This is a genomic window from Candidatus Dormiibacterota bacterium, assembly GCA_036495095.1.
Lineage (GTDB): Bacteria > Chloroflexota > Dormibacteria > Aeolococcales > Aeolococcaceae > CF-96.
The window spans coordinates 1-22,757 of the sequence record DASXNK010000122.1; the positions used below are offsets into that span (position 1 = coordinate 1).

Annotated in this window: 26 protein-coding genes; 9 read left to right on the forward strand and 17 right to left on the reverse strand. The window is 75.8% G+C overall.

What is annotated here, in order from left to right:
- The first annotated feature begins 113 nt into the window (after nt 1–113).
- From VGL20_13180 to VGL20_13195, 4 genes are read left to right on the forward strand one after another with little or no spacing between them, the layout of a single operon-like run.
- On the forward strand, nt 114–1,040 hold the full coding sequence (locus VGL20_13180; GenBank protein ID HEY2704635.1) for a DUF4129 domain-containing protein: 927 nt from the start codon (nt 114–116) through the stop codon (nt 1,038–1,040).
- Entirely contained in the window at nt 1,037–2,209 is a 1,173-nt protein-coding gene (locus tag VGL20_13185) for a DUF4350 domain-containing protein (GenBank protein HEY2704636.1), read from the forward strand. The genes VGL20_13180 and VGL20_13185 overlap by 4 nt, the downstream gene beginning before the upstream one ends.
- Complete coding sequence (locus VGL20_13190) at nt 2,206–3,156, forward strand: AAA family ATPase (GenBank protein ID HEY2704637.1); 951 nt, start codon at nt 2,206–2,208, stop codon at nt 3,154–3,156. Before VGL20_13185 ends, VGL20_13190 begins: the two co-directional genes overlap by 4 nt.
- Entirely contained in the window at nt 3,153–4,445 is a 1,293-nt protein-coding gene (locus VGL20_13195) for a DUF58 domain-containing protein (GenBank protein ID HEY2704638.1), read from the forward strand. The genes VGL20_13190 and VGL20_13195 overlap by 4 nt, the downstream gene beginning before the upstream one ends.
- 4 nt (nt 4,446–4,449) lie before the next feature.
- On the opposite strand, the gene VGL20_13200 is transcribed toward VGL20_13195, so the two are convergent.
- From VGL20_13200 to VGL20_13235, 8 genes are all read right to left on the reverse strand, one after another.
- A complete protein-coding gene (locus tag VGL20_13200; GenBank protein HEY2704639.1) occupies nt 4,450–5,181 on the reverse strand; it encodes an RDD family protein in 732 nt (243 codons plus the stop codon).
- Nucleotides 5,178–5,801 carry an RDD family protein gene (locus tag VGL20_13205; GenBank protein HEY2704640.1) on the reverse strand — a complete coding sequence of 208 codons (624 nt, stop codon included), beginning with the start codon at nt 5,799–5,801 and terminating at the stop codon, nt 5,178–5,180. The genes VGL20_13200 and VGL20_13205 overlap by 4 nt, the downstream gene beginning before the upstream one ends.
- Before the next feature lie 125 nt (nt 5,802–5,926).
- Nucleotides 5,927–6,841, reverse strand: coding sequence for a 4-hydroxy-3-methylbut-2-enyl diphosphate reductase (locus tag VGL20_13210; protein HEY2704641.1), 915 nt, complete (start codon nt 6,839–6,841; stop codon nt 5,927–5,929).
- A 32-nt stretch (nt 6,842–6,873) separates the two neighbouring features.
- Complete coding sequence (locus tag VGL20_13215; GenBank protein HEY2704642.1) at nt 6,874–7,845, reverse strand: stage II sporulation protein M; 972 nt, start codon at nt 7,843–7,845, stop codon at nt 6,874–6,876.
- Entirely contained in the window at nt 7,842–8,621 is a 780-nt protein-coding gene (locus tag VGL20_13220; GenBank protein ID HEY2704643.1) for an RDD family protein, read from the reverse strand. Before VGL20_13220 ends, VGL20_13215 begins: the two co-directional genes overlap by 4 nt.
- 21 nt (nt 8,622–8,642) lie before the next feature.
- Nucleotides 8,643–8,855 (reverse strand): biotin/lipoyl-binding carrier protein, encoded by a 213-nt coding sequence (locus VGL20_13225; protein ID HEY2704644.1) that lies wholly within the window; start codon nt 8,853–8,855, stop codon nt 8,643–8,645.
- 44 nt (nt 8,856–8,899) lie between these two features.
- The gene (locus VGL20_13230) at nt 8,900–9,682 is read right to left on the reverse strand and encodes an enoyl-CoA hydratase-related protein (GenBank protein ID HEY2704645.1); all 783 of its coding nucleotides are present in this window, start codon (nt 9,680–9,682) and stop codon (nt 8,900–8,902) included.
- 23 nt (nt 9,683–9,705) lie between these two features.
- The gene (locus VGL20_13235; GenBank protein ID HEY2704646.1) at nt 9,706–11,070 is read right to left on the reverse strand and encodes a biotin carboxylase N-terminal domain-containing protein; all 1,365 of its coding nucleotides are present in this window, start codon (nt 11,068–11,070) and stop codon (nt 9,706–9,708) included.
- Nucleotides 11,071–11,275: 205 nt separating this feature from the next.
- On the opposite strand from VGL20_13235, the gene VGL20_13240 reads away from it, so the two are divergent.
- Nucleotides 11,276–11,791, forward strand: a complete 516-nt coding sequence (locus VGL20_13240; protein HEY2704647.1) for a nitroreductase family protein — start codon at nt 11,276–11,278, stop codon at nt 11,789–11,791.
- 7 nt (nt 11,792–11,798) lie between these two features.
- Here VGL20_13240 and VGL20_13245 read toward each other — a convergent pair whose 3' ends face one another.
- From VGL20_13245 to VGL20_13265, 5 genes are all read right to left on the reverse strand, one after another.
- A complete protein-coding gene (locus VGL20_13245; protein HEY2704648.1) occupies nt 11,799–12,725 on the reverse strand; it encodes a diacylglycerol kinase family protein in 927 nt (308 codons plus the stop codon).
- Nucleotides 12,726–12,830: 105 nt separating this feature from the next.
- Nucleotides 12,831–13,226, reverse strand: coding sequence for a single-stranded DNA-binding protein (gene ssb, locus VGL20_13250; protein ID HEY2704649.1), 396 nt, complete (start codon nt 13,224–13,226; stop codon nt 12,831–12,833).
- Entirely contained in the window at nt 13,154–13,765 is a 612-nt protein-coding gene (locus tag VGL20_13255) for a M23 family metallopeptidase (GenBank protein HEY2704650.1), read from the reverse strand. The genes ssb and VGL20_13255 overlap by 73 nt, the downstream gene beginning before the upstream one ends.
- Nucleotides 13,762–14,700, reverse strand: a complete 939-nt coding sequence (locus tag VGL20_13260; GenBank protein ID HEY2704651.1) for a conjugal transfer protein TrbL family protein — start codon at nt 14,698–14,700, stop codon at nt 13,762–13,764. The genes VGL20_13255 and VGL20_13260 overlap by 4 nt, the downstream gene beginning before the upstream one ends.
- 17 nt (nt 14,701–14,717) lie before the next feature.
- Nucleotides 14,718–14,957 carry a hypothetical protein gene (locus VGL20_13265; protein HEY2704652.1) on the reverse strand — a complete coding sequence of 80 codons (240 nt, stop codon included), beginning with the start codon at nt 14,955–14,957 and terminating at the stop codon, nt 14,718–14,720.
- A gap of 213 nt (nt 14,958–15,170) precedes the next feature.
- On the opposite strand from VGL20_13265, the gene VGL20_13270 reads away from it, so the two are divergent.
- The gene (locus VGL20_13270) at nt 15,171–16,016 is read left to right on the forward strand and encodes a VTT domain-containing protein (GenBank protein ID HEY2704653.1); all 846 of its coding nucleotides are present in this window, start codon (nt 15,171–15,173) and stop codon (nt 16,014–16,016) included.
- A 36-nt stretch (nt 16,017–16,052) separates the two neighbouring features.
- On the opposite strand, the gene VGL20_13275 is transcribed toward VGL20_13270, so the two are convergent.
- The 4 genes from VGL20_13275 to VGL20_13290 form a co-directional block, all read right to left on the reverse strand.
- The gene (locus VGL20_13275; GenBank protein HEY2704654.1) at nt 16,053–17,420 is read right to left on the reverse strand and encodes an FGGY-family carbohydrate kinase; all 1,368 of its coding nucleotides are present in this window, start codon (nt 17,418–17,420) and stop codon (nt 16,053–16,055) included.
- Nucleotides 17,421–17,541: 121 nt separating this feature from the next.
- Nucleotides 17,542–17,823: a hypothetical protein gene (locus VGL20_13280; GenBank protein HEY2704655.1), complete on the reverse strand. Its 282-nt coding sequence runs from the start codon at nt 17,821–17,823 to the stop codon at nt 17,542–17,544.
- Between the two features lie 136 nt (nt 17,824–17,959).
- Nucleotides 17,960–18,220, reverse strand: coding sequence for a hypothetical protein (locus VGL20_13285; protein ID HEY2704656.1), 261 nt, complete (start codon nt 18,218–18,220; stop codon nt 17,960–17,962).
- Between the two features lie 98 nt (nt 18,221–18,318).
- The gene (locus VGL20_13290; protein HEY2704657.1) at nt 18,319–18,708 is read right to left on the reverse strand and encodes a hypothetical protein; all 390 of its coding nucleotides are present in this window, start codon (nt 18,706–18,708) and stop codon (nt 18,319–18,321) included.
- Between the two features lie 122 nt (nt 18,709–18,830).
- Between VGL20_13290 and VGL20_13295 the strand changes: the two genes are divergently transcribed.
- The 3 genes from VGL20_13295 to VGL20_13305 form a co-directional block, all read left to right on the forward strand.
- Nucleotides 18,831–20,564, forward strand: a complete 1,734-nt coding sequence (locus VGL20_13295; protein ID HEY2704658.1) for a Gfo/Idh/MocA family oxidoreductase — start codon at nt 18,831–18,833, stop codon at nt 20,562–20,564.
- The gene (locus VGL20_13300; protein HEY2704659.1) at nt 20,561–21,571 is read left to right on the forward strand and encodes a Gfo/Idh/MocA family oxidoreductase; all 1,011 of its coding nucleotides are present in this window, start codon (nt 20,561–20,563) and stop codon (nt 21,569–21,571) included. Before VGL20_13295 ends, VGL20_13300 begins: the two co-directional genes overlap by 4 nt.
- 16 nt (nt 21,572–21,587) lie before the next feature.
- On the forward strand, nt 21,588–22,757 hold a 1,170-nt coding region (locus VGL20_13305), incomplete at its 3' end, for a hypothetical protein (GenBank protein HEY2704660.1).

Sequence of the window (22,757 nt, forward strand, 5' to 3'; positions counted from 1 at the left end):
GCGGTGAGCTCGGTGGTGGTCTCCCCGCTCAGCCTGATCGCCCTCACCCTCGTCTACTACGACCTGCGCATCCGCAAGGAGGCCTTCGACATCGAGATGCTCGCCGCCTCGCTGTGACCTGGCGTCCGGCGCGCATCGCCCTCCTCCTCGCCCTGCTCTGGCTCGGGCTGCCCCGGCCGGCGCACGCCGCCACCCCCGACGCGGTCGCCTACGTCAGGCTCGTCGACCGGGCCGCGGCCGACCTGGAGGCGGTGCCCCCCGACCTCCCCGGGGCCCTCGCCGCGCTCGCCGAGGCGCGGCGGCTGGCCCCCTCGCCGGGCACGGCGCTCGGCGCGGTCGGCGCCGACCTCGCCCGCCGGCCGCCCGATCTCGGCGACGCGGTGACCCGGCTCCGGGCGATCGGTGCGGTGCTGACCCTGCCCGAGAACGCCGCCCCCGGCGACGACGCCGCCGCCCGGCAGCGTCTCGACGACGTCTACCGGCGGCCCGCCTTCGCCCGGCTCGACCAGCCCCACACGCCCTCGTTCCTGGCCCAGCTCTTCGACGGGCTGCGCCGGCTCGCCGGCGGCGTCGGCGGCGCGCTCGGTCCGGTGGGGTCGGTGGTCGCCGGCGCCGCGGTGCTGCTGGTGGCCGTGGTGCTGGTGCTCCGCCTGCTCCGGGGGGCCGCCGGCCGGCGGGTGCGCCGGGTGCCCGAGGAGGGCGGCGAGGCGGGCGCGGATCCCGAGGCGGAGTGGTCCGCCGCGCTCGCCGCGGCCGCGGCCGGCGACCACCGCGAGGCGGTGCGCCGCGCCTTCCGCAGCGCCCTGCTCAGCGTCGCGCTGCGGGGACGGCTGCCCGTCGACCCGTCCTGGACCACCCGGGAGCTGCTCGCCCGCGCCGCCGGCGACGCCGACCTGGTGGGCGCGCTCGCCCCCGCCGCCGCCGCCTTCGACCGCGCCTGGTACTCCGGGGACGCCGTGGACGAGGCCGGCTGGCTGGTCGCCCGCGACCGCTGCGCCGCGGTGCGCCGGCTCGCCGGGGCGCGGAGGGTGACGGCGTGACCGGCCGCGCCCGGGGCGTCCTCGGGCCGCTGCTCTGGCTGGCCGGCGCCCTCACCGTCATCGTCGCCGTGGCGCTGATCACGCCCGGCGGCGGCGACGACGCCGATCCCTCGTCGCGGAGCGCGGGGCGCGCCGGCACCCTCGCCCTCTACTCCTGGCTGGGGGACGGCGAGCTCGGGCTCTCGGTGCGCCGGGTCAGCGGCGGGTTCGACCTGACCGCCACCGACGTGCTCGTCGTCGTCCAGCCCACCGCCGGGTTCACCAGCGCCGAGCTCGACACCCTCGACGGCTTCGTGCGCAGCGGCGGCGAGCTCATCGCCGCCGTCGACGACCTCGGCCTCGCCCAGCCGCTGCTCGATCGCCTCCGCGTGGTGCCCGCCCGGGTGGTCGCCGCCGGCGACGCCGTCCCGGTGCAGCCGATCGATCCCGGAGGACGCATCCGCCGGGTTCCCGTCGCCGAGGGCATCGGCTTCGACACCCCTGCGCCCAGCGTCCCCCTGCTCGAGCGCGGCGGGCGGGTGGTGCTGGTCGGCAGCAGCCTCGGCTCGGGGAGGGCATACGTGCTCGGCAGCCCCTTCCCGCTCAGCAACGCCGGCCTGGAGCCGCGGCGGGGCGACGCGTACCGGATGGTGCTCGCCCTGCTCGAGCGCTCCCGGGGCGGTCGGGTCGCGTTCGACGAGGTCCACCACGGCGAGGGCGCCTCCGGCGGGGCGGGGGCGGTGCTCTCCGGGCCGGTGGGGGCGGCGGGGCTGCTCGCCGCCCTGGTGGTGCTCGTCCACCTCGCGGTGAACGGCCGGCGGCTGGGCCGCCCGGTGCCCGCAGGCGACGCCGCCCGGGTGCCGAGCGCCCACGAGTTCGTCACCGCCATGGCCGGGCTCTACGGGCGATCCGGCCGGCTCGGCGGGGTGGCCGAGCGCTACGCCACCGAGCTCAAGGAGCGGGTCGGCGCCGCCGCCGGGATCGAGCCGGCGCTCGACGATGCCGCCTTCGTCGACCGCCTCGAGGGCTACGGCGACGCCCGCGCCGGGGCGGTCGCCGCCGCGCTGGCGCGGGCGCGGAGCCTGGCCATCGCCCGGCCCGGGGACGCGGCGCTGCTCGCGCTGGCCCGTGAGGTCGACGACTGCGAGCGCGGCTGGGCGCCGGTGGCGAGCGCCACAATGCCGCCGTGACCCGTGCCTCCGAGCTCCGCGCCGCCCTGCACGACAGCCTCGGCCGGGTGATCGTGGGACAGACGCAGGTGCTCGACGGGCTGCTGCTCGGCCTGCTCACCGGCGGCCACATCCTGCTCGAGGGGGTGCCCGGCACCGCCAAGACGCTGATGGCCCGGGCCCTCGCCGAGGCCACCGACGCGCGCTTCCGCCGGGTGCAGTTCACCCCCGACCTGCTCCCCTCCGACATCGTCGGCACCAGCGTGTACCGCGCCGACCGCGGCACCTTCGAGTTCCGCGAGGGGCCGATCTTCACCGACACGCTGCTCGCCGACGAGATCAACCGCGCCCCCGCCAAGACCCAGGCGGCGCTGCTCGAGGCGATGGAGGAGCGGCAGGTCACCGCCGACGGCACCCGCATGCCTTTGGGCGACCGCTTCCTGGTGATCGCCACCCAGAACCCGGTGGAGTTCGAGGGCACCTACCCGCTCCCCGAGGCTCAGCTCGACCGCTTCTTCCTCAAGCTCGAGGTGCCCATCCCCGGCGCCGAGGCCGAGGCCGAGCTGCTCCGCCGCGTCGACGCCGGCTTCAGCCCCCTCGACCTCGGCGCCGCCGGCCTCCGCGCCGTGGTGACCGCCGAGGCGCTGGGCGCCGCCCGCGCCGACACCGCCGCGGTTCGTGTCAACGATGTCATCATCTCGTACATCACCCAGCTGTGCGCGGCGACGCGGAGCTCGCCCGATCTGCTGCTGGGCAGCAGCCCCCGCGGCGCCATCGCCCTGCTCCAGGGCGGCAAGGCACTGGCGGCGATCGCGGGCCGCGACTACGTCATCCCCGAGGACGTCAAGGACCTCTGCGTGCCGGTGCTGCGCCACCGCCTGGTGCGCCGTCCCGAGGCCGAGCTCGCCGGGGTCACCGAGGTGGCCGCGGTGGAGCGGTCGGTGGCCAGGGTGCCGGTGCCGCGATGACCGCCAGGGGGGTGGCGCTGCTGCTCGCCCCGCTGCCGCTGCTGGCGGTCTCGGCGGCGGTGGCGCCGCTGCGCTGGGTGGCGCTGGCGCTGCTCGCGGCCGCCGCCGTCGCGATCGCGGTCGACGGCCGGCGGGCACCGTCGCGAGCCCGGCTGCGCGCGGTGCGCGAGCTCGACGAGCCGCTCTCGGTGGGGCGGGCCAACCCGGTCCGGCTGCGCATCGAGGTCGAGGGCGGCGGCCGCCACCGCGCCGCGGTGCGCGACGAGCACCCGCCCGACATGCGCGCCTCGGTCGAGGTGAGCCGGCTCTGGATCCCCGGCGACGCCGGCTACGCGCTCACCCCGCCGGTGCGCGGCCGGCGCGACTTCGGCCGCACCGTGGTGCGGGTCGAGGGGCCCTGGGGGCTGGGGTGGCGCCAGTCGGCGCTGGGCGAGCCCGCGCCGGTGCGGATCGACCCCGACCTCAGCGCGGTGCGCAGCTACGAGGCGCTGGCGCGGCGCGGCCAGCTCGCCGAGATGGGGGTGCGCAGCCTGCGCCGGCCCGGCGAGGGCACCGAGTTCGAGCGGGTGCGCGACGCCGTGCCCGACGATCCGCTGCGCACCATCAACTGGCGGGCGACCGCCCGCAGCGGCCGGCTGATGGCCACCGAGCTGATCCCCGAGCGCGCCCAGCCGGTGATCGTGTGCCTCGACCACGGCCGGCTGATGGGCGTGGGTGCCGGTGAGCTCACCAAGCTCGACCTCGCCATCAACGCCGCCCTGCTGCTGGTGCACGTCGCCCTGCGCACCGGCGACCGCGCCGGCCTGCTCGCCTTCGACGACCGGGTCACGGTGGCGCTGGCCCCGCGCGCCGGCCGCGGCCAGCTGCGGGCGGTGCTCGACGCGGTGCAGCCGCTGCGCGCGGGGCTCATCGAGGCCGACTACGACGAGGCCCTCGGCTACCTCAGCCGCTGGCAGCGGCGGCGGGCGCTGCTGGCGATCTTCACCGACGTCCTCGATCCCGACCAGGGTGCGGCGCTGCTCCGCCAGTGCGCCCGGCTGCGCCGCCACCATCTGCCGCTGGTGATCACCGTGCGCGACCCCGCCCTCGACGACGCCGCCCGGATGCGCCCCCGGCAGGCGGAGGACGCCTACGCGAGGGCGGTCGCCGGCGGCCTGCTCGCCGACCGCGAGGCCTCGCTGCAGATCCTCCGCCGCAGCGGCGTCGACACCCTCGACGCCGACGCCCGCACCCTGAGCCCCCGGCTGGTCAACCGCTACCTGGAGCTGAAGCGCCGGGCGCGGCTGTAGAGCCTCAGCCGACCGGGGTCACCACGAAGGTGTTGACCGCCTTGTCGTGGAGCGTCTGCCTGCGCTCGTCCCAGAGCATCCAGAGCACGTCGAGGAAGCTGCCGAAGGGCACGAAGCTGATCGCCACCATCACCGCCCAGCGGCCGAAGGCGAGCGGCAGGCCGATGTTGGCGCCGTTGTCGGCGCGGGCCACGCGCAGGTGCAGGGCTCGCATCCCGTAGGTGCCACCCTGCGCCGGCAGCACGATCTGGTACACGCACGCTGCGAGGAAGGTGAGGATGAGGCCGATGACGCCGATCGCGACGCCGGCGTTGTTGCTCGGAGTGCCCTCCGACCCGGCGGAGACGCCGATGACGATGAGGAAGATGATGGTGAGGACGACGAAGATGATCCCGTCGAGGATCGCGGCGCCGACCCTTTGCAGAAAGGTCGCGTAGGCGACCCCGGGAGCCGGGCCGATCGCCCGGACCGGGTACCCGGGATAGCCGGCGCCGGGGTATCCGGGCGGCGGCATGCCGTATCCCGGCGGCGGCGCGCCGTAGCCGGGATACGGCGCCTGGGCCGGCGGGTACCCGTACCCCTGGGGTGGAGAGCCGGGGGGCGGCGGCGGCGGAGCGGGCTGCCACTGCTGCCCGTTCCAGACCCAGCGGCCGTCGGGGGAGAGGGTGCCGGGCGGGCTCGGCGGCGGCGCGCTCGCGGCGGCCGGGTCCTCGGGGGGCATGTCGGAGGTGGTCACTGCGCCACCGGCCGGACCACGTAGGTGCCGGCGAGCTTGTCGTGCCATCCCTGCTTGCGCGGGTCGAAGCCGGCCCAGATCAGGCCGAGGCCGAAGGGGATGACGGAGATGACGTAGCCGACGTAGCGGATCACCGCCCTGCTGAGGTCGATCGGTGCCCCGTTGTCGGCGCGGACGATGCGCATGCCCAGGGCCATCTGCCCGGGGGTGGCGCTGCGGGTGCCCCAGAAACCCACGATGTAGGCGATGCCGCCGAGGATGGCGATCGCCTGCACGGCGCCGTTGACCTGCTGCACCCCGGTGGTCGGGTCGGTCTTGAGGAAGCCGCCCATGACCAGGGAGAGCACGAACAGCACCGCGAAGATGATCGCCGAGTCGATGAGGTAGGCGACGAGGCGGATCCAGAAGCCGGCGTAGGCGAGGCCGGGGGCGGGCCCGATGACCGGTCCGTAGCCGGCGCCGGGATATCCGGGGACCGTCCCCGCGGGCCCGGCCGGCTGCCACCGGGTGCCGTCCCAGACCCAGCGTCCGTCGGGTGAGATCGTGCCCGCCGCGCTCGGCGCCACCGCCTCCGGCTCGCTCGCCGGTGCGGGGATCGGCTCGTCGGGCGGGGTCCCCATCGTGGTCACGGCTGACCTCCTCGAGTCGCCGGCGATGCGGCGGTCGTCCGCAGTGTACCGGCCGTGCGGGGGCGGCGCACGCCCGTTCGCGTCCTCCGGTTCCGGCTTCCAGGTACGCCGGTCGCTCAGCTCCGGGCGGCGTCCCCGGCCGGCTGGGCGAGCTCGTTCTGCTGGTCGGGCAGGGCCTCGAGCGCGGCGATCACCGCCCGGGTGATCTGGGTCGGCGTCGATGCCCCGGCGGTGACCCCCACGCGGCGGACACCCCGGAACCAGGCGGGGTCGAGGTCGGCGGCGGTGTCGACGAGGATCGCGCGGCGGCCGGCCCGCTCCTCGACCACCTGGACCAACCGCCGGCTGTTGCTGCTCCGCTGGCTGCCCACCACGACCACGCAGTCGAGGTCGGCGGCGGCGCGCACCGCGGCCTCCTGGCGCTCCTGGGTGGCGAGGCAGATCTCGTTGTGCACCTCGATCTCGGGGAAGCGCTCGACCAGGCGGTCGATGATCGCCCGGGTGTCCCACATCGACAGGGTGGTCTGGCAGGTGACCGCCAGCCGGGTGCCCTCGGGGACGTCGAGGTCGTCGACCTCCTCGATGCGCTCCACCAGGCGGATGCGCTCGGCGTCGATGCCGACCACGCCCTCCGGCTCGGGGTGGCCGCGCTTGCCGATGTAGACGATCTCGCGGCCCTCGCCGAGCAGGCGGCGGACCAGGTCGTGGGTGCGGGTCACGTCGCTGCAGGTCGCGTCGACGACGTTCAGCCCGCGCGCCCGCGCGCTCTCGACCACCGCCGGCGAGACCCCGTGGGCGGTGAAGATCACCGTGCCCGACTCGATCTGCTCGAGGCCGGCGACCCGGTCGTCGGAGTCGACCAGGCGGACGCCATGGTCCTCGAGCTCGCGGGTGACATGCTCGTTGTGGACCAGGTAGCCGAGCATCGAGACCGGCTCGCCGCCGCTCTGGACGCCCACCTTCTTGGCCATGCGGATCGCCTCGACGACGCCGTGGCAATACCCGCGCGGGGTGATCCGGACCACCTCCATGCGGCCAGTGTACGCGGCGCCGTGGAGTGCGATCAGGCGTCGAGGCGGAGGCGCGGCGCCGGCGACCGCGTCCGGCCGGCGAGCAGCAGCCAGGAGTAGAGAAGCACCGCGGTGGTGGCTCCGATCGCGTACTTGACCCCGATCGGCAGGTCGCTGGGGGAGACGAAGCCCTCCAGCAGGCCGGCGATCACCAGCAGCGAGGCGGCGCCGACGGCGAGCGCCACGGCGTTCAGCGCCACCGCCGCGAGCGCGTCGGTGCGGCGCAGCAGCCCGGGCCGGAGGATGGCGTCTCCGAGCATCAGCCCGGTGGCGCCGGCGAGCACGATGACGCTGAGCTCGATCACCCCGTGGGGGACGATCAGCGCCCAGAAGCGCTCGTCGACACCGTCCCGGTGCACCGCGGCGCCGAGGGTGCCGAGCATCCAGCCGTTGGCGAGCAGCGAGAGCGCGGTGGGGATGCCGAGCAGCAGGCCGCCGGCGAAGGCGAGCAGGACGACCCGGATGTTGTTCTGGATGATGAAGGTGGCGGCGACCGGGGCGTTGCCGACGCCGTGGGCCTCGCCGCGGGCCATCCGGTCGAAGAGCGAGTCGGGGATGAGGGTGGCGGCGATGTCGGGACGGAGCCGCACCGCGAGCCAGCCGGCGAGCACCCCGACCAGGCTCAGGGCGAGGCTGGCGGCGACGTACCGGCCGGCCTGCCGGACGGCGCGGGGCAGGCCGGTGGCGTAGAAGGCGGGCAGCGCCGAGGGGCGCAGCGGCTGGCCCCGGTAGAGGAGCGGGTGGGCGCGGCCGCAGAGGCCGTTGAGGTACTCCGTGACCGGCTCGGTGGGGAAGTCGCGGCGGGCGATCGCCAGGTCGCTGGCGGCGTGCCGGTAGAGCACCCCGAAGCGCTGCAGGGCGTCGGCGGGCACCGAGCGCAGCGCCCCCCGGCGGGCCTGGGCGAGGTGGCGCTCGAGCTCGGCCCAGCCCGCCTGGCGGCGGGCGGCGAACTGCTCGGCGGTCACACCGGCATCCCCGGGGCCGGCGGGGAGGGGGCCATCCGCGGGAGCAGCTGCAGGTAGAGGCGCTCGAGCAGCAGCTCCGGCGGCCACTGCCGCTCCGGCGCCGCCGGGCCGAGCCCGAGGCGCTCGCAGAGCCGCTCGGCCATCACCGCGGCGAGCCGGGCGCGCTGCTCGGGATCCATCCCCTGGCGGGCGAGGAAGGTGCGCAGCGCGGTCCACTCGGCGCCGCCGAGGCGGTCGACCCCGTCGATCACCGGCCCGGCGTCGGGGGTGCGCAGCATCGGCGGCGGCAGCACCGGGGCGGCCGGAAGGGTGGCGCGGCGCTCGCGGACCACCACGGTGCCGGCGGCGAGGTCGCCGAGGCGGCGGGAGCGGCGGTCGACGAACATCACCACCAGGCCGATCCCGAGGGCGACGTCGACGAGGCGCACGATGTTGCGCACCAGCGCCTCGCGCAAACCCGGGGCGCCGCCGTCGATGCGGATGACGCGCAGGCCGAGGGCGCGCTTCCCCGGGGTGCGACCGGCGGTGAGCGTCTCGGCGAGGGTGAAGTAGCCGACCGCGACCAGCATGGGGATGAGCAGGAACAGCGCCAGGGCGACGGTGCCCACCACGCCGTCGGGGGAGACCACCACCGCCACCACCAGGGCGGCGAACACCACCGCGCCGAGGATCAGGGCGTCGAGGGCGAAGGCGAGGAAGCGGCTGCCGATCCCGGCGGCGTCGTAGCCGATGCCGACGTTGTCGGCGGTGCGGATCTCGTGGAGGTCGGGCAGCACGCCGCCAGCGTACCCGCGGCTCTACTCGACGATGGCGACGGTCTGCCCCTCCTGGACCACGTCGCCCTCCTTGACCAGGATCTCCCGGATCGTGCCGGTCACCGGCGTCGTGATCGGGATCTCCATCTTCATCGACTCGAGGATCATCAGCGTGTCGTCCTCCTCGACCTGCTGGCCGACCTCGGTGACGATCTTCCACAGGTTGCCGACCAGCTCCGCCTTGACCTCGGTCATCGGTCTCCTCCGGGTGAGAAAGACGCCATCGTAGGCATTGGCACCTACCTCCCCCTGAACCGGGGCGGGCGCTTCTCCAGGAACGCCCGGGTGCCCTCGGCGGCGTCCTCGCTGAGGGTGAGCACGGTCAGCTGCGAGTGGAGGACGTTGAGGGCGCTCTCGAAGTCGAGGTCGGCGATGGCGAAGTACGCGTCGCGTCCCAGGCGCATCAGCAGCGGGCTCTTCTCGGTGAGGCCGCGGGCCAGCTCCCAGGTCACCCCGCGCACCTCCGCACCGGGGACGACGCGGTTGACCAGCCCCCAGCTCAGCGCGGTCTGCGCGTCGATGCGCTCGCCGGTCATGTAGAGCTCCATGGCGCGCTTGGGCGGGAGGTTCCTGCCGATGATGGCCATGATCATCATCGGCCAGAGGCCGACGTTGATCTCCGGGGTGCCGAAGGTGGCGGTGTCGGCGGCCACCAGCATGTCGCAGCTCAGCGCCAGCCCGAAGCCCCCGGCGAGCGCGTGCCCGTTGATGCAGCCGATCACCGGCTTGCCCATCCGGGTGACCAGGGTGAAGACCTCGACGAAGCGGCGCCGCTCCTCGTGGAGCTCGATCGGCCCGGCGCCGGCGGCGATGCCGCCGAGATCGGCCCCCGCGCAGAAGGCCTTGTCGCCGGCGCCGGTGAGGATCACCACCCGCACCTCGGGGTCGTCCCGCGCCGCGCCGAGCGCGGTGAGCAGCTCGCCGAGCAGGGTGGTGTTCAGCGCGTTGCGGCGCTCGGGACGGTTGAGGGTGACGGTGGCGACGCCGTCGAGGGTCTCGTAGAGGACGGTGCTCAGCTCCACGGTCGGATCTCCTGGTGCGCCGCTCAGCCCGCGGGCACCGGGCGCGGCACCGGGCCGATGACCTCGAGCAGGGCGGTGGTGTAGTCGCCGGCGCGGAACGGCGCCGAGCCGAGGACGTGGCGGTGGAGGGCGAGGTTGGTCCTGACGCCCTCCACCCCGAAGCCGCCGACGGCGCCGAGGGCCAGGTCGATCGCCGCCTCCCGGGTGGGGGCGTGGACGATCAGCTTGGCGAGCAGCGGGTCGTAGAGATGGCTGACCACGCTGCCCTCGACCACCCCGCTGTCGACCCGGACGCCGGGGCCGGAGGGCTCGCGCCAGGCGGTGATCGTCCCCGGGCTGGGGAACATGCGATACGGGTCCTCGGCGTAGATCCGCATCTCGATGGCGTGGCCGTCGAAGCGCACCTGCTCCTGGGTGAGGCCCAGGGGCTCACCGGCGGCGATCCGCAGCTGCAGCCGCACGATGTCGATGCCGGTGCGCATCTCGGTGACCGGGTGCTCGACCTGGAGGCGGGTGTTCATCTCCAGGAAGTGGAAGTCGCCGGCGGCGTCGACGAGGAACTCGACGGTGCCGGCGTTGCGGTAGCCGATCGCCGCCGCCGCCCGCAGCGCCGCCTCCGCCATCCGTTCGCGCAGCCCGGCGTCGAGGGCGCACGACGGGCTCTCCTCGATCACCTTCTGGTGGCGCCGCTGCACGCTGCACTCGCGCTCGCCGAGGTGGACGGCGTTGCCGTGGGCGTCGGCGAGCACCTGCATCTCGACGTGGCGGGGACCGTCGACGAAGCGCTCGAGGAAGACGCCGCCGTCGCCGAACGCCGCGGTGGCGCGCTGGCGCGCGGTGGCGACCGCCGCCTCCAGCGCCGCGGGGTCGTCGACCCGCTGCATCCCGATGCCGCCGCCGCCGGCGCGGGCCTTGACCATCAGCGGGAAGCCGACCGCCCCGGCGGCGGCGGCGGCGTCCTCGTCGGGGCCGAGGGCGTCGTCGGTGCCCGGCACCACCGGCACCCCGGCGGCGCGCATCGCCATGCGGGCGGCGACCTTGTCGCCCATCGCGGCGATCACCTCCGGGGGAGGTCCCACCCAGGTGAGCCCGGCGGCGGCGACGGCGGCGGCGAAGCCGGCGTTCTCGGAGAGGAACCCGTAGCCGGGGTGGACGGCGTCGGCGCCGGTCCGCCGCGCCGCCTCGAGCAGCGCCGCCACGTCCAGGTACGACCGGGGAGCCGGTCCGGGGCCGATCGACACCGCCTGGTCGGCCTCGCCGACGAAGGGGGCGGCGGCGTCCACCTCGGAGTGGACGGCGACGGCCTCGAGGCCCTCGTCGTGGCAGGCGCGGATCACCCGGCGGGCGATCTCGCCGCGGTTGGCGATGAGCACGCGGCGGAGCGCCACGGGTCCTCCCTCCTGCCCGGCGGCGGCCTCCTCGCACCGCGCTGCGCCGGCCGCTCACTCTTATCACGGCGGCGCCGCGGGCCGCCTCTCGCCCGCGGAGCAGGCGCAGCCGCTCCGGTGCTCCTCGCGAGCGCCCGGGCATCACCGCCGCCTCTGCGCCGACAATGCGGGGGGAGGACGGGACCGACCATCCGAGGAGGCTGCCATGTCGAACCCGGTCTTCGAGGCGGTCCGGACCATGCTCGCGGTCCGGGAGTACCAGGATCGGGAGGTGCCCGACGAGGTCCTCCGCCGCTGCGTGGAGGCGGCCCGCCTCACCGCCAGCTCGATGAACCGCCAGCCCTGGCACTTCATCCTGGTGCGCCGGCCGGAGACGCTGAACCAGCTCGGCGGGCTCGCCACCACCGGCCGCTACATCGCCTCCGCGGCGGCCGCGGTGGTGGTCGCGGTCGAGCGGGAGAGCCGGTTCGCCGTCTCCGACGCCAGCCGCGCCATCCAGTCGATGACCCTCACCGCGTGGGCCGACGGGGTCGGCTCCAACTGGGTCGGGTTCGGCGGCCTCGACGGCGTCGCCGCGCTGCTGGGCGTGCCCGACACCCACGACGTGCTCGCGATCATCCCCCTCGGCTACCCGAGGAACCCCGTCGGCAGGGGGGTGAAGAACCGCCGCCCACCGGCCGAGGTGGTCTCCGCGGAGCGCTTCGGGACGCCGCTGCCGTAGGCGGCGGTCAGACCGCCACCCGCAGCGCGTCGGGGACGGCGCGAAAACGCACCTCGGTGCGCCGGCCGAGATAGTCGCCGTCGAGCTGGAAGTCGACGGGCTCGGGCGCGCTCAGCGCGAACTCGGCCTGGTCGTGCAGCGACACCGACCAGCGTTCGTCGGCGACACGGTCCGACCGGGCCAGGAGCCGGAGGACGCTGCGGAACACGGGCACCGGCCCGAACACGGTCATGCCGTACACGTCGAGGCCGCTGTCGAAGCCGGCCCGCGGGGTGGGCGTGATCGCGCGCTCGCCGATGTACGTCCACGGCGAGGTGTTGGTCACGATCGCCAGGAACAGCGGCGGAGGCGCGCTGCCGTCGCCCGGGTGCAGCCGGATCGACGGGCCGCGCCGCTCCGCGCCGGTGGCGTAGTGACGGAGCGCCGATCGCACGTAGAGCGAGACGGTCGCGCGGCTGCCCCGGGCCCGCCGGCCCTCGACGATGCGCACCACCGTGGCGTCGAATCCCATGCCGGCGCAGAAGGTGAAGTACCGCTCGTCGGCGACGCCCATCGACACCGAGCGCGCCCGGCCGTCGTGCAGCGCGCCGAGCATGGCCTCCGACGCCGCGACGGGATGGTTGGGCAGGCCCAGCGCCCGGGCGAACACGTTGGCCGAGCCGCACGGCACCACCGCGAGGCGCGGCAGCGCCGCGTCGGGCCCGTCGGCGAGCAGGCCGTTGACCACCTCGTTCACGGTGCCGTCGCCGCCGAAGGCGATCACCACGTCGAAGGCCCGGTCGGCCGCGGTGCGGGCCAGGTCGACGGCGTGTCCCCGGCGCTCGGTGGACACCTCGGTGAGCTCGACCTGTCCGGACAGCCGGTCGACCAGCGTGTCCCGAGCCCGCCGCGTGGCTGCCGTCGCTTTCGGATTGACGACCAGCAGGGCCCGCATGGCGGCCGACGGTAGCGTGTGACCGCCTCGACGCGGGTCGAGCGACGGCGGCACGCCGGGGGTGGGTCGAACCGGGGGGCCGCGCGGGCGGCCCCCCGGCGGCCGTCATCCCGCGGAGGCGAGCACCGGTGCCACGCCGTTGCGGTCGGCCTCGCCGTCGGGCTCATGCTCGCCGGCGGCGTCGCGGCGGTCGAGCAGATGCATGATGTCGGCGACGATCTCGGTGGTCATCTTGCGGAGGCCGTCGGAGCCGTCGTACTCCCGGGTGCGCAGCCTGCCCTCGACGTAGATGCGGCGGCCCTTGGCGCAGTAGGCGGCGCAGATCTCGGCGAGGCGGCCGAAGCTGATCACGGTGTGGTACTCGGCGGCCTCCTGGCGGTTGCCGTCGGCGTCGCGCCACACCGCGTTGGTGGCGAGGCGCATGCGGGTCATCGGTGAGCGGGCGGCGATGCTCTCGGCGTCGCGGGTGAGATTGCCGATGAGGATGACTCGGTTGACCATGACGGTTCTCCGTGGCGGGGAGCGGCGCTCCCCTGGGTGAGGTCGAGCGACGGGTCCTCGGGGAGGCCGTCGCGGCGGATCTCGAAGTGGAGGTGCGGCCCGGTCGAGTTGCCGGTGGAGCCGACCGCGCCGACGACCTCGCCGGCCGCGACCTCGTCGCCGTCGGCGACCGCCACGGCGCTGAGGTGGCCGTAGAGGCTGCTGAGGCCGTCGCCGTGGTCGAGCACGACGTGGAGGCCGTAGCCGCCCGCCGCCACCACCACCCGGGCCACCCCGGCGAGGGTGGCGCGCACCGGGGTGCCGGCCGGCGCGGCGAGGTCGACGCCGCTGTGGAAGTGGCCGGCGGCGCAGCCGCGGCTGGCCGGCTCGATGGCGAGGGCGGTGCAGCCGTACGGCTGGCTCACCACCGCGCCGAGGACGGGGTCGGCGAAGCCGCCCTCGGGCACGCCGCGCAGCGCGGCGCCCGCCCCGGCGACGCCCAGCCCGGCGGCGCCGAGGATCGCGGCGGCGGCGGTGGCGAGGAGCAGGGCGCGGATCACCCGCTGCGCCGCGTGGTGTGGCCGTGATGCACGGCGTGATGCACCGAGCGCTCGAGGCGGTGGCCGATGGTCTCCGCCTTGGTCTCGAGGTGAGCGGCGACGTTGAGCGCGCCCGGCACCTTGAGCATCAGGAAGAGGGTCGCCAGCGCATAGAGGCTCTGCACCAGGCCGCCACCGGCGTCGACGGCGACCACCTCGGCGACGCGGAGCACGATCAGCTGCACCGGCTGCATCGCCACCGTGACCGTGAACAGCCGCATCCAGCCGCGGGCGTGCCCACGGGTGTCGGGCAGCACCGTGCAGATCGCCGCCAGCGGCGCCACCACGATGAGCACGCAGAGCAGCGCGTGGCGAACCACGTAGGCGAGCACGAGGATGACCAGCGCGACGACCACGGCGACGGCGAACACCGCGTGGAAGAGGTCCTGCCCCACCGACATGTGCGCCACCGCGGGCGCGCCGATCACCGGCGACCAGGGCAGGCCGTCGACGTGCATCTCGTCACCGAGCGAGAGCGCCACCGCGCAGAGCGCGTTGTCGAGGTCGAGGGCCATCGCCAGCAGCGGCAGCGAGAAGTGCACCAGGACGATCGCGAGCAGCAGCCGCGGCAGCATCACCTTGAGCGAGTAGCGGGCGCGGTAGCCGGTGCGCTCGAAGATTCCGCGCAGCGACGCGATCAGCAGCACCGCGGTGAGCAGCAGGTCGCAGGCCACCGCCAGGCCGAGGTTGAGACGGCGCAGGCCGGGGTTGTCGGTGAGCGCGCGCGACGGTGCGGCGGTGGTGTCGACGGTGCGGAAGAGGTAGCGCTGCAGCACCGCCTCGATGTCGACGCGGGCGCCGTCGACGAAGTGACCGAGTGCGCCGCTGAGGAGGTGGACGAATCCCCCCAGCGGGTCCATGAGACTGGGAAGCAGCGCCACCGTCGTGGTGGGCACCGGGGCGGCCCGCCCGGTCAGTGGGCGCCGCCGGGGATGGTGGAGATGAGCGCGTGGGTCAGCGTGCCCGCCACCTCGACACCGATGGTGCCGAACACGATGCGTCCGATCCAGCGCTTCGCCTCCATGACGCTGCGCGGCTCGACCGCGATGATCTTGTAGGCGAAGGCCAGCAGGAACGCGAGGGCGCCCACCGAGCCGATCAGACCCTGGGCGAGGACGATCCAGTTGTCGATGAGCTGCTTGAGCTGCTCCACGGGAGGCGCCTCCTGGCACGCGGTCGGTGCGGGCCGCCCCTCCAGGCCGCCGGCGGGATTGACGCCGGCTGCGCCTAGCCTACACAAACATGTGTGTGTGGGTCAAGGGAGGGCGGCCAGCCTGCCGCGGCGGGGCGGGTCGTCACGGACGTGTTGCCCCGGGCCCGGGGCCCAGCCCCCAGACTGGAGAGCGATGCCCGGCGGAGGATCGACGTGAGCGGCCTCACCCACATGAACGGCGCGCTTGCGATGCTGCTGATCTGTGCGGTGCTCTTCGCCGAGGAGTCGGGGGTGCCGCTGCCGCTGCTCCCCGGCGACCTGCTGCTCGTCGCCGGTGGGGTCATGGCCGCCACCGGCCACCTCAGCCTCCCCCTGTTCATCGCCGCCACCACCCTGGCGATGGCCACCGGCGGCATGATCGGGCACGCCTGGTCCGGCGCCGTCGGCCGTCCCGCCCTGGGGCGGCTCGCCGCCCGGATGGGCCAGCGCGAGCGCTTCGACCGCATCCTCGGCCGGCTCGAGGTGAGCGGCTGGGTCGGGGTCATGGTCTGCCGGCTGCTTCCGGGGATGCGGGTCTACACCAACCTCGCCGCCGGCATCGCCGCGGTGCGGCGGCGCACCTTCGCTGCCGGGCTGGTCGTCTCGGTGCTCGCCTGGACGGTCGGGTTCAGCCTGCTCGGCTTCCTCGTCGGCCGTCCCGCCGAGCATGCCATCCACCGGATGCAGGGGGCGGTGCCCTCGCTCCTGCTCGCCTCGGTGCTCGCGATGGCGATCGTCGCCGCGCTCCTCCACCTGCCCGGCCGCCGCCTCCCGGCCCGGCCCCGCGGACGCCTGCGGGTCGCCTTCGCCGGGCTGGTCGACCTCGCCGTCGCCTCCGGGGGGGTCGCCCTGGTGCTGGAGGCCATCGAGCAGCTGCCCCGCCAGGACGCGCCCGCCGGCATGCTCCGCCAGTGCGCCATCGGCGGCGCCGTGATCCTCGTCTACGTGGCGGTGGCGCGCCGCGCCGCCGGGGCCACCGCGGGCGAGGGCCTGCTCGGGATCAGCTACCGGCGCAGTTGACCGGAGCTCATGAGGAGGCGCCGGTCTGACCGCGGGTCAGCGGGGGACGGGCCGCCGCTCCCAGCGGAGCACCCCGGCGACCAGCGCGGCGTAGGCCTCCTCGAGCGCATCGGCGAGCTCGGGGTCGGGGAGGTGCCGGGTCTCGCCCTCGGCGCCGCCGGCGGCCCCGAGCGCGCCGGGGGCGGCGCCGCTGACCGTGGCGGCGGCGAGCAGGGCCATCCCCAGCGCCGGCTCGGCGTCGGGCACGGCGGTGACCGGGCGTCCCAGCGCCGAGGCGAGCAGCCGCATCCACAGCCGGCTGCGGGCTCCGCCTCCGCTCACCCGCAGCCGTCGCGGCGGCGCGGCGCCCCCGGCGCAGAGCCGGTCGACCCCGAGCCGCGTCACCAGCGCGGTGCCCTCGAGGATGGCGGCGTGGAGCCGGGGGTCGTCCGCGGCGGGCAGCCCGAAGCCGGGGAAGCGAGGGCCGGCGACCGGGAAGCGCTCCCCCGGCCGGGCCAGCGGGTAGGCGGCGAGGCCGGTGGGCACCCGGCTCCGGTCGTCGAGGGCGGTGAGGTCGGCGCCGGGCTCGAGGGCGCGGAGCACCCCGCCACCGCTGTTGCCGGCGGCGGAGACCAGCCAGACGTCGCTGCGGAGGCGGTGCAGGTAGGCGCCGGGAGGCAGCCGCAGCCCGGGCGCGTCCCCGGTCACCACCGTCCTCCAGGTGATCGTGGTGCCGAGCGAGATCGTCCACCGCGGATCGTCGGGCGGACTGCCCGCGCCGCCCTGCTCGAGGCCGCCGGCGGCGAGCTCGAGGGCGCAGCCGTCGGTGGTGCCGCGCACCAGCCGGGCGCCCCGGGCGGCGCCGGGGACGGTGATCCGGCCCGCCGGGGTGCCCGGCGGCACCGCCTCGGGGAGCAGGCCGGCGCGGCGGAGCCCGTCGGCGCCGGCGGGCCAGCTCTGGGTGACCGGGTCCCAGCCCAGGCGGAGCGCGTTGGTCCAGTCGGTGGCGCCGGGCTCGGCGCCCAGCGCCTCGAGCACCGCGTCGGCGACGGCGAGGACCCGGTGCGCCCGGGGCACCTGGCGATGCCACGCCCGCACCCGATCGAGGCCGGTGCCGTGGCGGTGGTCGTCGTAGGCGACCGCGTCGGCGGCGATCCCGCCGGCGCCGTCGTGGAGGCACAGGGTGCCCGCGGTGCCGCAGACCGCCACCGCCTCGGGACGCTCGCCGAGCCGGCTGCAGAGGCCGTCGAGCACCGCCCGCGCGGTCTCGACGAGGACGCTCTCGTCGAGGCGGTGGCCGCCGCCGGCGCTGCGGCTGCCCGGCGGCAGCGCCCGCTCCTCGCGGCCGAGCACCTGGAGGTGATCGTCGAGCATCACGGCGCGCACTCCGCCGCTGCCCACGTCGATGCCAACGGTGCCCGACATGGCCCCTATTCTCCTGTGTCCTCTGAGCGCTGACGCGCTCGATGCTGAGGGGGCCTCCCCCAGGCCATCAGCACCCGGATCGTGAGTCCTCCCCTGCCCGGACGCCCGCTGGCGCCGGCCTTCAGCGGCGGCCGTCGCCGTTGCGGGAGACCAGCGGCGGCGAGTAGCTGAGCACCGCGGAGCCGTCGGTGACGGCGCGGATCCGTCCCCGCCGGGCGAGGTCGCGGATGGTCCCGACCACCTGGGGCACCAGCAGGCTGGCGTCTGAGGACGTGGGCAGCCGGGGCAGCATGCGCAGGGTGATCTGTGCGGCCATCAGCGGCGGCTGGTTGGCGGGTCCGGTCCGCCACCAGTGGTCGATGATCGCCAGGACGGCGTCCTCGGTCCCGCGCCCGTTGTCCACGTTCCCCCCTCGGCCGGCCGGGCCGTCGCCGGAGCACCCCTCTCCGATGCCGACGGCCAGGGACGGCACTAGAGGAACGGTATCGCGTTTGGAAAGTGCACGGCGCAGGTAGTGCGGGGGGCCCGGCAGGGGGACCTCAGGCGGCCTGCCGCTCCTCGACGTCGCGTGGCTCCGCGACCTCGCGCTTGATCTGGAACCAGCGTCCGGAGAGGAAGGTGCGGGCGGCGATCGCCGAGCGCTTGCGCTCCTCGTCCCAGAGGCGGCGGTAGTGCCTGTAGACCGGGCCCTTGACGGCGCGGTTGGTCAGCGCAAGGGACTTGGGACGGGTGTCGTAGCCCATGCGCGCGATGGCCTCGATCCAGGCCTGGCCGAACTCGAAGGTGGCGAACATTCCCATGGCGCGAAGTATCCGGAGGCTCCGGCGATCCTTCCGGTGCCGTGACCGGGTCGGGAGCCGACCGTCATGCCGCCGTGGCACCACTCGAACCGGCCGCGTCAACCGCCCCGACCTCGGTGCTCGGCGTGCTCGAGGATGCCCACGATGTGGGCGCGGATCGCCTCCTCGACCATCCCCAGCAGCCCGCGCTGGGCGTTGGCCGAGGCGGCGGCGTCGGAGTCGAGACGGTGCAGCAGCGCGGGCCCGAGCACCGGCCCGCCGGCCGCGGCACCGGGCGCCGCTGGCGGAGGCATCGGGAGTGCGGCGCCGGGTGGAGCCGCCGGCGGCGCCCCGGGAGCGGCGGGCCGGCCCCACGGGGTGATCACCCGGCCGGCCTGGTGGGCGCCGTCGAGGGCGAGGCGGGCGCCGAGCACGGCCACGGCGGCGAGCAGGGCGAGGTCGGCGACCAGGACGAGGCGGAACCAGCGGGGCATCATGGCCGTCAGCATACACTGATATGTGTAGGTCGTCACGCCGTCGCGGGTGCGGCGGCAGCTTCGCGGGTCGGGGCGGTCGCAGAGCTCTTGCTAGCATCCCCGCTGGCCGCCTCCCGGGCGGCAGCCGCCCCGACATGGAGCTCCCCGTGCTGGTCCAGCGCCACAACGGCCGCGGCCTCGCGGCGGCGACGACGCGCGTCGTCGTCCTCGGGACCGACGTCGGGCCCGAGCGCGAGGCGGTGCTGCGGGCGCTGCTCCTGCCCGCGGAGGTGACGGTGAGCCGCGCCGGCCTCCCCGCCGACCTCGAGCGGGCCGACGCCGTGATCATCGACGGCGCCCCCGCCGAGCTCACCGCCGCCGGCGCCCGCCGGCTGCTCGACCACGTCGCCCGCGGCGCCGCGCTGCTCGCCCTGGCGCCGCCGCCCGAGGCGGTGGCCCAGGGCCCGCTCGGGGAGCTGCTCGGCCTCGCCGCCACCGGCCCGGCGCTGCCCGAGGCCGAGGTGTTCGCGGCGCGCGCCGCCGAGAGCGCCCTGACCCGGCGCCTCGACGCCGAGTTCCCGGTCGTCGACTCCTTCCTCCCGCTCGACCCCCGCGGCGGCGCCCGCACCGTGCTCACCGTGAGCGTCGCCCTCCGCCCCCGCCCCGCCCTGGTCGAGACCGTGGCCGGGGCCGGCCGGGTCGTGGTGAGCGGGCTCGGCGGCACCACCGCGGCGCTCCGCAATCCCCAGCTCGCCACCGCGCTCCGCCGCGCCGTGCTCGGCGCCGCCGGGGTGGAGCGCGACCTCGGCGTCGGCCTGGTCGGCTATGGGCCGCTGGGAGGGATGGGCCACAGCCACGGCCTCGCCGTCGACGCCACCCCGGGGCTGGTGCTGGCCACGGTCTGCGACAGCGTTCCCGCCCGCTGCGCGGCGGCGCGCGCCGACTTCCCGGCGGTGCGCACCGTCGACACCGTCGCCGAGCTCGCCGCCGACCCCAGCGTCGACATCGTGGTCATCGCCACCCCGCCGGCGCTCCACGCCGAGCTCGCGCTGGCGATGCTCCGGGCGGGCAAGCACGTGGTCTGCGAGAAGCCGCTGTGCCTCCGGGTCGCCGACGCAGACCTCCTCATCGAGACCGCGCGGAGCCACGCCGCGGTGCTCACCGTGAACCAGAACCGCCGCTGGGACCAGGACTTCACCGCGCTGCGCGCCGCCGTCGACGCCGGCGAGGTGGGCGAGGTCTTCAACGTCGAGACCTTCGTGGGCGGCTTCGAGCACCCCTGCCGCGCCTGGCACTCCGATGTCTCCCTCTCCGGGGGAGCGGTGTACGACTGGGGCTCGCACCACCTCGACTGGATCCTCCAGCTGCTGCCGGGGATGCCCGAGACGGTCGCGACCACCGGCCACAAGCGGGTCTGGCACGACGTCACCAACCTGGACCAGGTGCGGGTCCGCCTGGGCTGGGCCGACGGCCGTGAGGCCCAGTTCCTCCAGTCCGACATCGCCGCCGTGCGGCCGCCGAAGTTCTACGTGCAGGGCACCTCGGGGACGCTCGCGGGCTGGTACCGGCCGCTGACCACCGAGCGCATCGAGGCCGGCCGCGGCTACGTCAGCGAGACCGCCCACCACGCCGAGGCGCCGGTGGAGCTGGTGCTGCGCCGCTACCGCAGCGGGATGGGCACCACCGAGACCCGCATCCCGCCCGCGCCGGAGCGCCGCTTCGCCTTCCACCGCAACCTCGCCGACCACCTCCAGCTCGGCGAGCCGCTGGCGGTGACCGCGGAGTCGGTGCGCCGGGTGATCGCCGTGCTCGAGGCCGCACACCACTCCGGACTGGCCGGCGGCGCGCCGCTGGCCCCGGGGGCGGCGCTGCTCGGCGCGGCGGGATGAGCGATCCGGTCCGCTGGGGGGTGATCGGCGCCACCTCGTGGGTGGCCCGCGCCGCGGTGCTCCCGGCGATGCGGGAGAGCCCGCGCGCGGAGCTGGTCGCGGTCGCCTCTCGCGACCCCGACGCCGGCCGGCGGGTGGCGATGGCCACCGGTGCGCGCCGGGCCCACTCCAGCTACGAGGCGGTGCTCGAGGACCCCGAGGTCGAGGCGGTGTACATCCCCCTGCCCACCGGCCTGCACCGGCGCTGGACCGAGCGCGCCGCCGCCGCCGGCCGGCACGTCCTCTGCGAGAAGCCGCTGGCCTGCTGCGGCGACGACGCCCGGGCGATGCACGCCGCCTGCGAGGCGGCCGGGGTGCGGCTGCTCGAGGCGTACATGACCGGCTTCCATCCCCGTCACCGCGCCGCCGTCGAGCTGGCCCGCGGCGGCGAGCTCGGCGAGCTCCGCTCGATGCGCAGCGTGTTCACCTTCCCGCTCACCGACGCCGCCAACCACCGCTGGCTCGAGGCCATGGGGGGCGGCGCGCTCCTCGACGTCGGCGTCTACTGCCTCACCCCACTGCTGGAGGTCGCGGGGCGGCCGCCGCTCCGGGTGGCGGCGGCGTGCAGCCGCGGCGGGGACGGGGTCGACGCCAGCCTGCGGGGGTGGCTCGACTTCGGCGACGGGCTGGTGGCCACCGTGGAGTGCTCGTTCGAGGCGCCCGAGCGACAGCTGCTCGAGGTCGCGGGCACCGACGCGGTGCTCACCGTGGAGCGGCCGTTCACCTGCGGGCCCGCCGACACCACCCTGCGCCTGCTCCACCGCGACGGCACCACCGAGACCCGCCGCAGCCCCGCGGTCAACGCCTACCGGGAGATGGTCGACGCCGCCTGGACCGAGCTGCGCCGCCCGGCCGCGGCGCCGCCCTCGCGCTTCCGGGGGGCCACCGACACCCTCGCCGTGGCCGCCCTCTGCGATCGTCTCCGCGAGGCCGCCGCCGGCGCGGGAGGCGCCCCGAACCCCGGGTGACGCTAGCATCGGACCCATGACCCTCCCACGGCTGCTGGTGATCATGGGCTCGGGCGAGACCAGCCCGACGATGACCGGGGTGCACGCCGACCTGCTCGACCGCCTCGGCCCGCCGCCGGTGCCCGCGGTGCTCTTCGACACCCCGTACGGATTCCAGGAGAACGCCGGGGAGATCACCCAGAAGGCGCTCAGCTACTTCCGCGAGAACGTGCGCCGGGAGATGGGCGTGGCCTCCTTCCGCTCCGCGGAGACCACCACCGGGCTCGGCTTCGAGACCATGCTCGCCCGCCTCCGCGAGGCCCGGTACGTCTTCGCCGGTCCGGGCAGCCCCTCGTACGCGCTGCGCCAGTGGCGCGGCTCCGAGGTGCCGGGGGTGCTGGTCGAGAAGCTGCGGGGTGGTGGCTGCGTCACCTTCTCCAGCGCCGCCGCCTGCGCGCTGGGACGCTACGCCCTGCCGGTCTACGAGATCTACAAGGTCGGCGAGGCGCCCCACTGGCTGGAGGGGCTCGACGTCCTCGGGGAGGCGGGGATCGACGGCGCCGTGATCCCCCACTTCAACAACGCCGAGGGCGGCACCCACGACACCCGCTTCTGCTACATGGGCGAGCGCCGGTTGCGCCTGCTCGAGGAGATGCTCGACGAGGGCGCGGCGGTGCTGGGCGTCGACGAGCACACCGCCTGCATCCTCGACCTCGAGGCCGGCACCGCGACGGTGCGCGGCAACGGCGGTGTGACCCTCCGCCGCGGCGGTCGCGAGCGCCGCTTCGAGAGCGGCGCCACCCTGCCGATCGACGCGCTGCGCCCCGGGGGCGAGTCGATGGCGGCGGCGACCGGGCGGGCGCGGCCGGCGACGGCGCCCCCGGACGCCCCGGCGCCGCGGGCGGGCGACCCCTTCCTCGACGGCGTCGAGGAGCACCGGTCCGGCTTCGAGGAGGCGCTCGCGGCCCGCGCGGTCGACCCCGCGCTGGCGGCGCTGCTCGCCCTCGACGAGCACCTCTGGGACTGGTCCCGCGACACCCTCGACTCCGACGCCATGGACCGGGCCCGGTCCCGCCGGCGCACCATGCTGGTGCAGCTCGGCGACCTCGCCCGCACCGGCGCGCGCGACCCCCGCGAGCTGGTGGGCCCGTTCGTCGAGGCCATCCTCGAGATGCGCCGGCGGGCTCGCGACGAGCGCCGCTTCGCC